Genomic DNA, 13,228 nt, shown 5'->3' on the forward strand with positions numbered 1-13,228 from the left:
GTAAATTGGAGAAATAAGCAATGTCTAATAATTACATAATAAAAAAACTAAATATCAGCTTATTACCGCTTCATACCATCAATAAAAAGAGCAAATTAGATGGTTTGGTATCTAGCTACAAGCAACAGGATGCTGGATTTAGTTTGATAGAAGTAGTTGCAGTAGTGCTAATGATAGGGATATTAGCTGCTATAGTAGGTCCTAGCTGGTTGGTGTTTGTAAACCGTCAGCAATTAAATAAAGCTAATGATGCCGTTTTAGTAGCTCTACAGCAAGCAAATCGAGAAGCGAAAAGAACAAAAACTAGCTACAGTTTCACTTTTAAGGTAGAAAATAAAATCGCCAAGATAGCTGTTCATCCATCTGACTCTATCCCGGCTAATAATAGTCCTTTATGGCAAACATTAGGCAGTGATGCAGGGATTACTTCAGGACAAGTCACTCTCTTAACAAATTTGACTGGGACAAATAAAACCGATGACAATGGAAAATTGAATAAACTGTACAACTATTTAGCAACACAACAAAGTATTAAATTTGATTACTTGGGGAGTTTGCCAGATGCTTATTTTGGGAAAGAAGATACTACAACTAAGGATACCCCAGGTCTAAAAATTGCTGTGGTTAGACAAAATGCAGGTACTTCTGCATCAGATGCAGATATGAAGCGATGTGTGATTATCAAAACTCTTTTGAGTGGAATCGTGGTAGAAAAAGATAGTAAATGTAACTAATTTAAAATCTCACTAATTTTTGAAAAAAGCAACTTAAAGTTATGAAAGATTTTTTAGATTTTACAGTAGCAATCCCTACTTATAATGGTGAAAATCGTTTGCCTGAACTACTAGAAAAACTACGAAATCAAATTAACACTGAAAATTTATCCTGGGAAATCATTGTTGTAGATAATAACAGTACCGATAATACATCTAAAGTTGTTCAAGCTTATCAGGAGAACTGGCACTGTTCTTATCCCTTGAAGTATGTCTTTGAAGATAAACAGGGAGCAGCATATGCACGCAAACGTGCAGTTATAGAAGCTAGAGGTCAATTAATAGGTTTTCTGGATGATGATAATTACCCGACACCTACTTGGGTATCAGCTGCTTATGCTTTTGCTCAACAACATCCTCAAGCGGGTGCTTATGGCAGTCAAATTCATCCTGACTGGGAGGTTGAACCACCAGAAAATTTTGATAGAATAGCTCCATTTTTAGCAATTACAGAACGAGGAAATTTACCTCTAAGATACGCAGCTGAGAAGAAGTTGTTACCGCCTTCTGCTGGACTGGTTGTGCGTCGTCAAGCTTGGTTAGACAGTGTGCCTGAACAACCTATATTAACAGGTAGAGTTGTGGGTAATATGCTCACCGGTGAAGACCTAGAGATGTTGTGTTATATCCAAAAATCTGGTTGGGAAATATGGTATAACCCAGCAATGGAAATTTATCATAAAATTCCTAGTTTTCGGTTGACAGCAGAATATTTAATCCCATTTTTTCGTGGTGTTGGACTAAGCCGTCATGTAACTCGGATGCTGAATGTAAACTCTACAAGTAAGCCAATTATGTTTTTAGCTTATATGCTCAATGACTGCCGAAAAATAATTTTTCATTTGATTAAATATGGTTATAATTTGTCAAAAAATTTAGTAATTAGTTGTGAACGACAACTAATATTAAGTAGTATGGCAAGTCCTTTTTATCTATGGAAAAATGGTTATTTTAAACGCAATCATTAATTGAATTAATAAATATATTTAGGACTGAATGCAATGGTAACGCAAAACAGTCCTTGTTTTAAATTTAATGATTTTTTGCTGAAGTCTATTTATTCATTTATGCCAGGAGAACACCGAAACAATTATTTAATAAATAGAGTATTGTGAAAGTTCAGTAATTTCTCATATAGCAGTCCTATCTGATTTGTGAGAATTCGAGGTGTTCAGATACCCGTATTCTTGGAGAAGCCGGGTATCTTGTGTCTCATGAATGATTTAGGATTGCTATATAAAAGTTTAAGTCGTTCAAAAATTTTTACCACATAAAATAACAAATATATAAAATTCAAAATTCGTGATGAAATACTTATTTAACTTATATATTTATTGCCAGATAATAAAGTCTCATCATAAATCCATTGGTGGGTTTACTTTAGTAGAGACAATAACTATTTTTTTGATGATCGGGATACTCTCTGCAATAGCAATACCCAGTTGGCTTTCTTTCGTCAGAATTCGCTATTTGAATACGGCTCAAAATGATATTTATCAAGCAATGCGCCAAGCTCAAAGCCAAGCAAAAAAGGAAAAATTAACTTGGCAGGCTAGTTTTCGAGAACAAAGTGGTAGAGTCGAATGGGCTGTTCATCCTGCTACAGTTAGCCCAGCAAATGCTGTCTGGAATAGCTTAGAGCCTGATGTGCGTTTAGATGAAGAAACAACTTTGCAAATTGTCAGTGGTGTGAGGCAAATTCAATTTGATTATTTAGGAAGTGTGAGAAAACCACCTTTAGGGAAGATAGCTTTATCTAGTAGACACGGCGGTAAAGCCAAGCGTTGTGTCATTGTCTCGACTATTTTAGGTGCAATCCGAAAAGAAAAAGAAAAAAGCACAACTAACAGTAGTGGTCACTACTGCTATTAAAATAGCTTTTGTCATGACTTAGGTGTTATGTGCCGACCCTACTACAACAAATCTCCCCACAGCACTTAATTATTTTTACCCGCTATCCAGAAGCAGGAAAAACGAAAACTCGATTGATACCTGTTTTGGGTAGTGTTGGTGCTGCTGACTTGCAACGGCAAATGACTGAATACACGATATCTCAGGCAAGAAACTTACAAAACGACATATCTATAGAAGTGCGCTTTGTGGGTGGTAACTTGCAACTGATGCAAGATTGGTTAGGGTCTGACTTATTATACCAAGCTCAAGGGGAAGGAGATTTGGGAATTAGGATGGCGCGATCGCTATCTGATGCCTTTGAGAATTACGCCACACAAGTAGTGATAATTGGCACTGACTGCCCAGAAGCTAAGACTCATATTCTCGCTCAAGCTTCTGCACATCTAGAAACTTTTGATTTAGTGTTAGGGCCAGCCACTGACGGCGGCTATTATTTAATTGGCTTACGTCGGTTCATCCCAGAATTATTCATCAACATTAATTGGGGAACTGACCAAGTTTTACAACAAACCATAGATATTGCTAAAAAACTTAACGTCTCGTATATTTACTTACCCACCTTATCTGATATTGACCGTCCAGAAGATTTACGGATATGGGAAAGATGTTCTCAAAAATAGCAGCCAAAGCCTTTTAAAAAAAACAGAGGTCAATAACAGACAAGGCGGCATCTGACTAAATTAGTCTACTTAATAAAATGTATTTTTTTATACTTTTGTTGCAGGAGAATTTGATAGCGACACCCTAGATAACAAGTGTTAGTGTAGTGTAGTTTGAAACAAAATCACGTATATATTCTTCTTTATGTGTGCGACCAATTCACATGACTAACAGCATTATGGGAACAATACTCAAGTAACTTTAAATAGGATTATCATTTTGACTTGAACAAAAATTTGCAAAACTATGGTTAATCGTTTTACTTCTGCGAATGCTGCCCTCACCTTAAAAGTGGTGGGGATAATTTTAATTGTGTCCTTTTTGCTGGACTTTTTGGTACTGTTGTTTCCTTTCCAGCCTACGGATCGGATATGGCAAATTAATATCGCAACAGCACTAGTTGATCGGGGTATTGTCCCCTTAGTCGGTGTGGGTGCTTTGTTTACTGGTCAATGGATGCAAGAAGCTAGTGATAGCCCCCAAGGTTTTGACTTGAGATTTCCGGTTTTAGTGCTGTGTAGCATCTTAGGCTTGATGTTTTTACTGATTTTTCCGTTACACCTGAATAATGTGCGTCAAGCCAGCACACAAACGGTAAGTCAAATTAATCAAGATGCAGAACAAGCAGAAAACCAACTAAAAAATCAGTTATCCCAATTTCAAGCACAATTGAACAACGAGCAAGGTAAAGCTCAGTTAGAGCAATTACGCACTCAAGCTAAAGCTCAGTTTACGGAATTGTTGAACAACGAGCAAAGATATCAAGAAGCACTCAAGAGTAACCAAGTCCCGGCCGCACAAAAAGAACTGCTCAAGAAGTTTAAAGCTAATCCCCAAGAACTGGATAAGTTTATCGCCCAGCAAACAGATCCTCAAGGATTGGCTAATCAAAGATTGACTCAAATTCGCCAACGTAGGGATGACGCGTCTAAACAAGCCAAAGACAACGCTTGGAAATCAGGACTGCGGATTGGGATGAGCAGTTTACTTTTGGCGATTGGTTACATCATCATTGGTTGGACTGGTTTAAGAGGTATGGGTGCTTTGCAAGGTGGTAAACCTAAAGGTAAAGTTCCAGCACGTTAACTTGTTATTTACTTGGGCAGTATAAGATATCGAACTTGTACAGTTTATACTGCCTTTCTTCACTATTCATCTGATAATCAAAATATACTTGAAATATTAGCAAAATTACTATAATTCTGAACAATGTTTTCTATCTACATACTGACATATAACGAAGAATTAGATATTGCTGCTTGTATTGAGTCGGCAATGCTTTCAGATGATATTATTGTGGTCGATTCATGCAGTAGCGATCGCACCGTCGAAATTGCCAGTCGCTATCCTGTACGTGTCGTACAGCACGCCTTTGAGAGCCACGGCAGACAACGCACCTGGATGTTAGAATCTATACCACCTAAGCACGAGTGGGTGTACATTCTAGAAGCTGATGAACGAATGACACCCGAACTATTTGCTGAATGTGAACAAGCAAAAGAAAATCCAGATTATATAGGTTATTACGTTGCCGAACGGGTAATTTTCTTAAACCAATGGATTCGCCGCAGCACCCAGTATCCGCGCTATCAAATGCGTCTTTTCCGTCATGGGAAAGTTTGGTTTACAGACTATGGTCATACGGAACGAGAAGTGTGTGAAGGCGCAACCAGTTTTTTAAAGGAAACCTATCCCCACTACACTTGTAGCAAAGGTTTGAGCCGTTGGATTGAAAAACACAACCGTTATTCTACGGATGAAGCCAGGGAAACACTGTATCAATTAGAAAATGGAAAAGTAGATTGGCGAGATTTGTTTTTTGGCAAGTCTGAAGTAGAAAGACGACGAGCGTTAAAAGATTTATCTTTGCGCCTACCTGCTAGACCATTCCTACGCTTTTTGTATATGTACTTTCTGTTGGGTGGCTGCTTGGATGGACGGGCTGGGTTAGCTTGGTGTACCTTACAGGCTTTTTATGAATATCTCATTTTGCTGAAAGCTTGGGAGATGAAATATATCCCTACTCCCAGTCTCGAAGCACCATTACCTCAGCCTAGTCAACTAGAAGTGAGTTGTACAACTTCCGAAACTGCCAAATAGTTAAGAGATTGAAAATTTTAAATATTGAATGTGGGATTTGGGATTGATACCCAATTTAAAACTTAAATGCCAGTATCTACGTATTGAATTGCCCAATCACCAATGCCCTACGCTCAATGACCCTAATCTGTTAAAATTTTTAACATCACATTCTCAGAAAAATTACCTCTACCTTGTTGCCAATGGCTAGGAAGAACTGCGTTAATTACTGTCAATCAATGATTTTTCTAGGTTAGCAGCTTTTAAATAAGCGCGGTAGGATATTTAATATCTCCGATATTTGCAACAATCATTTACACCTAATACAAAGAAAAGTAACAACTTCCACAATCAATTAACTTTGATCTGAGTTGGAATTTGCCTGTATGTACCTTTAACTGGGAGATATTTTATTGCGAATTGCGAATTGCGAATTGCGAATTGGTTTTATTTCCCTGCTAGTCTTACATACAGCCACAACTTCAACTTAACTGTTTGTCGTTATAGATATTAGCTTGCTGTCAAAAACACTACAAGTTAGTTCTTAATCACTAGACAAATCTTCTGGCATGAATACGAATAAAGAAATTTCCACTATTCTAAATAAGGAGAATAGGGGCTTGGGAATTGATCGCTTAAAGCAGGACTTGAAGAATGACTTAATAGCTGGGTTGTTGGTGGTGATTCCGCTAGCGACAACTATTTGGCTGACAATTACTATTGCTAATTGGGTAATTGACTTTCTCACTCAAGTTCCGAAACAACTTAATCCCTTTGATGGATTACACCCGATTTTAGTTAATGTCCTCAATTTAGCGGTGGGTCTAGCTGTACCCTTACTCAGTATCCTGCTGATTGGGTTGATGGCACGTAATATTGCGGGACGCTGGTTATTAGATTTTGGGGAGCGATTATTACAGGCCATTCCTTTAGCTGGACAGGTATACAAAACCTTGAAACAGCTTTTGGAAACACTGATTAAAGATTCCAATAATAAGTTTCGACGGGTGATTTTAGTAGAATACCCCCGCAAAGGAATGTGGGCGATCGCATTTGTCACTGGCTTAATTGGGAGCGAAATTCAAGCCCAGATGTCCCGCCCCATGTTGAGTATTTTTATTCCCACAACTCCCAACCCGACCACAGGATGGTACGCCGTAGTTCCAGAAGATGAAGTAATCAACCTTTCTATGTCGGTGGAAGACGCGTTTAAAATCATTGTCTCTGGTGGGATTGTTTCCCCTAATACATCCCTACCCCCTTTAGTCATCACCAAAGAACATAAAGCAGAAAAGCCTAATAACGATATCCAAAGACCAATCATTCCCGTTGAAGAAAGCTAAAAAAAATCCGGTAAATTTGTAGCCAAACAGAATATTATGGTTGTCTGGCTCAATCAAATTTTGATAGATTTGTCACTCCCAAATTAAATTAGTACGGAAACACTGAAATTCTTATGCAAGACCGTAAACCTCAACAAATAGCCCGTGAGCTGGCACTTTTAAGCTTGAGCCAGTTACCTGTCAATCCCAAAAAATTGACAGAAGAACACCTTCCTAAACTAGTGTTAGCAACAGTACGCACCTTAAGGGCAGAAGTACAAGACACTTTAGACAACGCATCTGGGGAATTACAACGTAGTCATGACCGCCTGTTAACCAGTGAAACTCGTGCCTCAGACCTGAATACTGCTAGAACCATGCTCAAAGAGGCAATAGAATATACCCAAACTGCTATTAATCAGTTAGGTGCAGCCCTAGAGTTTCCTGAATTGATTCAACTGGCTAATCAGGATCGGGAAGTCGGTAAATACGCCATCAAACTTGTCCAAACCGTTAGCGAGCATCGGACGGTAATTGATGAACAAATTTCTCTAGCTTTGGTAGATTGGCAAGTGACCCGTTTAGCTCAAATTGATCGTGATATCCTACGGATTGCTGTAGCAGAAATGCGCTTCCTCAATCTTCCAGATCGAGTGGCTATTAACGAAGCGGTGGAATTAGCAAAACGATATAGCGGCGACGAAGGACACCGATTTATCAATGGTGTTCTGCGTCGAGTCACAGAGCAGAAACAAACAGCTTAGAAAGGCAAAAGTAAAAAGGCAAAAGGCAAAAGGCAAAAGGTAAAATCATCTCGTTTGGGATGACGGTTTGATTTATGCCTTGTTTGGTTAGAAGAAAAACCTAACCTAATCATCATGATGAGTGGTAAGTTGTGAGTTGGTATTGAGGAACAGCAACAGGTGCGGATAACCCGGAGGTTTTCACACCAAACCTGAGTAAAAAGTTAAATTAAACTCATAGCTTATAACTCATAAACGGTATAGCTCATACCTCACAGAACAACTAACACCGCTAGCTGCAATGGTTTTTAATTGGTTCAATCGTCAAGAAAAAGACTCACCATCTCCACAACCAGGAGAAACACCTCCAACCCCAGAACCCCAACCAGAGTCAGCCGCAACGTCATCAACAACAGCCGACGCTGCAACAGACTCAACGGCCGACTTGTTGGCGTTTGCTAAAGCCGCTTATAAAAATATTCAAGAAAAGCAAAATTCTCAAACAGACTCAGCAGATGTTTCTACGGATGCTCCCCCATCTGAAACAGAAACCCCCACAGCTACAACCGAAGTTACAGAAAATCCCCCAGAAGCGGCAGTATCTACTGAAGAGTCAGCAGAAATAAGTGATAATACACAAGGATTAGTAGAATCAGCTACAAGCAGCGAAAGTTCTCTTGAGTCGGAAATTGCTCAAGAAGAAATACCCGCAGCTCCTTTATCTTTTTTAGAAAGAGCCGCAGCAGAAAGGGAAGCCAAGCAAGAAAGACTCATTGCCAATGCTATTGAAGTACCAGAACCGGAAGTAGTTCCGCCAGATGCAACTACATCTGAAAGCTTAGAAACAATTCCCGGACTAGATTTCGATGAAGGATTTGTTTGGTCAGCAGAAGTATTAGCCTCACAGGGTAGACGAGCAGAAGATATATCGATTGAAGAAATTACTTGGCTCAAGAAGTTACGGGAAGGATTAGACAAAACCCGTCGCAATATCCTGAATCAACTCAAGGCGATTGTGGGACAAGGGCCACTCAATCAGGCGGCGGTTGCAGAAATTGAGGCTTTATTGTTGCAAGCTGATGTAGGTGTAGAAGCGACTGACCATATTATTAATGCACTCCAGAAGAAACTGCGAGAAGAAGTTACACCACCAGAAGCCGCGATCGCCTACTTAAAACAAATCCTGCGGGAGATGCTAGAAGCTCCCCTCCAAACTACCCATAAAGCCAGTTTTGCCCCCGAAAAAGATACCCTGAATATTTGGTTAATTACAGGGGTAAATGGTGCGGGTAAAACTACCACCATTGGTAAACTCTCTCACCTGGCACAAAAATCTGGTTATCGCTGTTTGATTGGTGCAGCAGATACCTTCCGAGCAGCAGCAGTAGAACAGGTAAAAGTTTGGGGGCAAAGGAGTGGTGTGGAAGTCATCGCCAACCCTGGTAAAAATACAGACCCAGCAGCAGTGGTGTTTGATGCGATCGCCGCAGCCCAATCACGTAACACAGAATTACTCTTGGTTGATACCGCAGGCAGATTGCAAAATAAGAAAAATTTAATGGACGAACTCAGCAAAATTCGGCGGATTATCGACAAAAAAGCCCCTGATGCCAAAATTGAGTCTCTTTTAGTTTTAGATGCTACTCTTGGTCAAAATGGACTACGACAAGCGGAAGTTTTTTCCCAAGCAGCTCAACTCAGTGGCGTAGTTTTAACCAAACTTGATGGAACTGCTAAGGGCGGTGTAGCCCTAGCGGTAGTACAACAGCTAGGTCTACCCATCCGCTTTATTGGAGCAGGTGAAGGAATTGAGGACTTACGTCCTTTTTCTAGTTATGAATTTGTGGAAGCCTTATTAAGTGGCTAGTGGGAGAAAATAGTTTCAATCAAGCAAATTTTCCTACTTCCTAGCCCTTACCCTGCTTGCTACCCATTCATAAACAGGAAAAATTCTTGTACCCAGACCCTAATTAGGATTTACTGGGAACCTGATACACATAGGTAGAGGAATAGGATTTCATGGGTGTAGGTATTATTCCAGTGATGAGTGATGAATGTAAAAGCAACGAAATCATCATAGCTTCATCAAAACCTACACCATCAACCCGCTTTTTTATGGACAGAATGAAAAAAACAAAAGTAACAATTACTACAAAATCGCTGAAATTATTGTCTTGTGATGATGCCTGGTTTTCAGTATTCAAAACATAGAAATTAGTATTAGCCATGTGAACCCACAACAGCCTTATGACTAGTGAACTTTACACCCAATATTCTTCCTGGAAAAATTAGTGATTGCCAAAATTATGTTGACACAAAACAATTTTGTCCTAATCATCTATTATGTTTGTGGCTAATTTGCCAACTTGCGGGTACAATCCTCTAAAAATACGCTTTTTGCAATTTATGTGTTATCAAAATGTATAGTTTTTGTTGCGGCAGATCAAAACCCAACAGCATAAGTTCAGAATAACGGTTTCTGAAGATGTATGATTTGCTAATTAAGATATAAAAAATCAACTTTTGCCTTACCAGTAAAAATCCTGGTTGGCCTTTATGTAACAATCTTCGCAGAAACATACATTTATTCACATTCCGACTTGAGATATAAATTTTATAACTTAATGTAATACTTGTATGGAGTTATGTCTTACGTCTTTCTACTCTTGCTAAAGGACAAATCTTGACCCAATATGGTTTAGCAATGTCAACGCCAAATTTTAAAAGTCAACTCCAGTCTGTTTTTCCAGTGCAATATTAACTGTAACTGTGTCTCAACTGCCGTCTCAACCTACTGAAAGTAATAATAGTGCTACAACAAGTGAGGTCACGCCAGTAGTAGCACTCAAAGAACTCGTGGCCAGGTTGCACCGGGAACAAAATAAAATTCAAGATTTGCTGAGTTCCTTGGGTTTTGCCCTGAGAAGTTTCAATAACTTGAATCAGTTTTTAGAGCTGATTCCATTAATGGCAACACGAGTCACAGATGCTGATGGAAGTGCATTATTTCTTTACAAACCCAATGGGCAAATTAGGCTAGAGCAGCTGCATTGGCAAGATAGTCGCCAGCGTAAGAATATTCGCAAGGCTTTAGAAACAGCTAGTAGTCAAGTTACACTTGCAGCCAATAGCGCACCTTTAGCTACTGCTACAGGTATATTAGACGCGCAAATGCACCATCACTTGGGGCCAGGTGTACAAATTTTTGGTACAGCGATTTTAGTCAAGCACACAGAAAGGGGATGGCTATATGTACTCAGTCGTGATCCTGAGTATAGCTGGACAGAAACTAGACAAAAACTAGTGCGTCTAGTGGCAGATCAAACAGCCGTAGCCATTGAAAACGACGAATTAGCAGTAGAGCTGAGAAAGAAAGAACGTTTAGACCAAGAATTAGAAATTGGTGCGGAGATTCAAAGGCGACTGTTACCGCGTCAATGTCCTGCTATTCCTGGTGCAATTTTAGCCGCACGCTGTAGACCGGCTAATCGTGTCGGTGGAGATTATTACGATTTTATTCCTACCAGTCAGAGTCAGATTTATCCCCATATCACTAACGGTAGTCAAAATAATGGTCGTTGGGGTTTAGTGATTGGGGATGTTATGGGTAAGGGTGTCCCTGCGGGTTTAATTATGACGATGATGCGGGGAATGTTACGGGGAGAAGTTTTGCATGGTAATTCCCCTGGGAGCATTCTGCAAAATTTAAACCGTGTCATGTATGCGGATTTGGAAAATTCTCACCGTTTTGTGACGCTGTTTTACTCAGAATATAATCCCCAAAATCGGGTTTTATCTTACAGTAATGCTGCACATAATCCGCCTTTGTGGTGGCATGCAGCTACGAAAACTATTACAAGGCTAGATACCTTGGGAATGTTAATTGGCTTGGATGCCCATAGTCAGTATGAAGATGCCCATGCACAATTAGAACCAGGGGATACAGTTGTTTATTATACAGATGGTTTAACCGATGCGGCGGCGGCGAGTGGCGATCGCTTCGATGAAGAAAATTTTGTAACTGCCTTTCAAGTAGCTTGTCGATACTGTAACAGTCCCCAGGAAATTGTTGATTACTTATTCGATCAGGTACAGCAATTTATCGGCCCTGATCGACAAAACAATGATGATATGACGCTAGTTGTTTTGCAGATTCAGTAGTCAATAGTTATTAGTCATTAGTCATTAGTCATTAGTCATTAGTCATTAGTCAAGAGTGAATAAGGAATAGGGAATAGGGAATAGGGAATAGGGAATAGGGAATAGGGAATAGGGAATAGGGAATAGGGAATAGATGAATGTTGATGCCCAATGCCCCATTCCCAATGCCCAATGCCCCATATCCTATTGCCAATGCCCTATTGCCAATGCCCATATCGACACACTTGATGGGACAATAATAATGAGAAATTATGCCTGTTTATGTTGCTTCCAGCCGAAAGGAAACTGTAAAAATGTGGAAAAGACTTGTATTTATTTTGCTATTGGTGTTAAGTTTCAGTCTAAGTAATCCTGATGTAGCCTCTGCTGCGGGATTCAAAAGCTTTGTCGATACAACCGATGGCTATGAGTTTTCATACCCCAATGGCTGGTTGCAGGTAAAAGTTGCGAATGGCCCTGATGTTGTATTTCACGATTTAATTGAGGTATCAGAAAATGTCTCTGTGGTGATTAGTCCTGTCCCAGAGAACAAAACTTTACAACAATTAGGAACACCTACAGAAGTAGGTTATAAGCTAGGTAAAGCCGCTTTAGCTCCTGCTGATTCTGGTAGAACAGCAGAGTTAGTCAATGCTTTAGAAAAAGAAAGTGATGGTAAAGAATACTACATCCTGGAGTATTTAGTAACGCTGCCCAGTAAACAAAAACGTCATAATATCGCCAGTGTAGCAGTGAGCCGAGGTAAACTTTTTACCTTTAATGCTTCTATTCCTGAAAAGCGGTGGCAAAAAGTTAAACAGTCTATGGAAGAGGTTGTAAATTCTTTTTCAGTGTACTAGATAGGGATTGGATATGGGGCATGGGGCATGGGGCATTGAGTATCAACATTCATCTATGTCCCTATTCCCAATTCCCCATTCCCTGTTCCCTGTTCCCTAATGACTATTGACTATTGACTATTGACTAATGACTATGATTACACTTCCCCAATTTGTGCTAGCTTCGGCTTCTCCGGCGAGACGGCGTTTGCTACAGAGTGTTGGTATTGAACCTATAGTTAGTCCTAGTGATTTTGATGAGTCACAAGTTCAACTGAGTGAGCCTGCTCAATTAGTACAGATTTTGGCTCAAAGCAAGGCGGAAACTGTAGCACCACAGTTTACATCAGCTTTAATTATGGGTTGTGATTCCGTCTTAGCGATAGATGGTAAGATTCACGGTAAGCCAGAAAATGCAGAGGAAGCGATCGCACGCTGGCAATTAATGCGGGGTAGCTTTGGTGATTTGTACACAGGTCACGTTCTAATTGACCAGCAGCAGCAGCGTACTGTAGTAAAATGTCAAGTCACAAGGGTTTATTTTGCCCAAATTAGCGATCGCGCTATTCAAGCTTATGTCGCTACAGGTGAACCACTCAAATGTGCTGGTGCATTCGCCTTAGAAGGTTTTGGTAGTCTATTCGTAGAAAAAATTACGGGTTGTCACAGCAATGTTATAGGACTGAGTTTACCTCTATTGCGACAAATGTTAGAGGAACTTGGCTATGAAGTCACTGATTATTGGTCAGAGAAATAGG

Annotated in this window: 13 protein-coding genes; all 13 read left to right on the top strand. The window is 39.8% G+C overall.

What is annotated here, in order from left to right; genetic code table 11:
• Positions 1–20 precede the first annotated feature (20 nt).
• Positions 21–734 (top strand): Tfp pilus assembly protein FimT/FimU, encoded by a 714-nt coding sequence (locus CLI64_RS19995; RefSeq protein ID WP_103138845.1) that lies wholly within the window; start codon positions 21–23, stop codon positions 732–734.
• A gap of 41 nt (positions 735–775) precedes the next feature.
• Positions 776–1,741, top strand: coding sequence for a hormogonium polysaccharide biosynthesis glycosyltransferase HpsE (hpsE, locus tag CLI64_RS20000; RefSeq protein WP_103138846.1), 966 nt, complete (start codon positions 776–778; stop codon positions 1,739–1,741).
• Positions 1,742–2,180: 439 nt separating this feature from the next.
• Entirely contained in the window at positions 2,181–2,645 is a 465-nt protein-coding gene (locus CLI64_RS20005) for a Tfp pilus assembly protein FimT/FimU (RefSeq protein WP_225977398.1), read from the top strand.
• A gap of 29 nt (positions 2,646–2,674) precedes the next feature.
• Positions 2,675–3,307, top strand: coding sequence for a TIGR04282 family arsenosugar biosynthesis glycosyltransferase (locus CLI64_RS20010; RefSeq protein WP_103138848.1), 633 nt, complete (start codon positions 2,675–2,677; stop codon positions 3,305–3,307).
• Between the two features lie 286 nt (positions 3,308–3,593).
• Positions 3,594–4,433 carry an HpsJ family protein gene (locus CLI64_RS20015; RefSeq protein ID WP_103138849.1) on the top strand — a complete coding sequence of 280 codons (840 nt, stop codon included), beginning with the start codon at positions 3,594–3,596 and terminating at the stop codon, positions 4,431–4,433.
• Between the two features lie 123 nt (positions 4,434–4,556).
• Positions 4,557–5,447: a glycosyltransferase family 2 protein gene (locus CLI64_RS20020; RefSeq protein WP_103138850.1), complete on the top strand. Its 891-nt coding sequence runs from the start codon at positions 4,557–4,559 to the stop codon at positions 5,445–5,447.
• A gap of 548 nt (positions 5,448–5,995) precedes the next feature.
• Entirely contained in the window at positions 5,996–6,769 is a 774-nt protein-coding gene (locus CLI64_RS20025) for a DUF502 domain-containing protein (RefSeq protein WP_103138851.1), read from the top strand.
• A 113-nt stretch (positions 6,770–6,882) separates the two neighbouring features.
• Positions 6,883–7,512 (top strand): transcription antitermination factor NusB, encoded by a 630-nt coding sequence (gene nusB, locus CLI64_RS20030; protein ID WP_103138852.1) that lies wholly within the window; start codon positions 6,883–6,885, stop codon positions 7,510–7,512.
• Between the two features lie 280 nt (positions 7,513–7,792).
• On the top strand, positions 7,793–9,358 hold the full coding sequence (gene ftsY, locus CLI64_RS20035; RefSeq protein WP_103138853.1) for a signal recognition particle-docking protein FtsY: 1,566 nt from the start codon (positions 7,793–7,795) through the stop codon (positions 9,356–9,358).
• A 152-nt stretch (positions 9,359–9,510) separates the two neighbouring features.
• The gene (locus CLI64_RS20040; RefSeq protein ID WP_103138854.1) at positions 9,511–9,702 is read left to right on the top strand and encodes a hypothetical protein; all 192 of its coding nucleotides are present in this window, start codon (positions 9,511–9,513) and stop codon (positions 9,700–9,702) included.
• 558 nt (positions 9,703–10,260) lie between these two features.
• Positions 10,261–11,652 (top strand): PP2C family protein-serine/threonine phosphatase, encoded by a 1,392-nt coding sequence (locus CLI64_RS20045; protein ID WP_192881566.1) that lies wholly within the window; start codon positions 10,261–10,263, stop codon positions 11,650–11,652.
• Positions 11,653–11,945: 293 nt separating this feature from the next.
• Entirely contained in the window at positions 11,946–12,491 is a 546-nt protein-coding gene (gene psbP / locus CLI64_RS20050; RefSeq protein ID WP_103138856.1) for a photosystem II reaction center PsbP, read from the top strand.
• Positions 12,492–12,627: 136 nt separating this feature from the next.
• Complete coding sequence (locus CLI64_RS20055; protein WP_103140806.1) at positions 12,628–13,227, top strand: nucleoside triphosphate pyrophosphatase; 600 nt, start codon at positions 12,628–12,630, stop codon at positions 13,225–13,227.
• Position 13,228 lies beyond the last annotated feature (1 nt).

The organism is Nostoc sp. CENA543 (assembly GCF_002896875.1).
Classification (GTDB): domain Bacteria; phylum Cyanobacteriota; class Cyanobacteriia; order Cyanobacteriales; family Nostocaceae; genus Trichormus.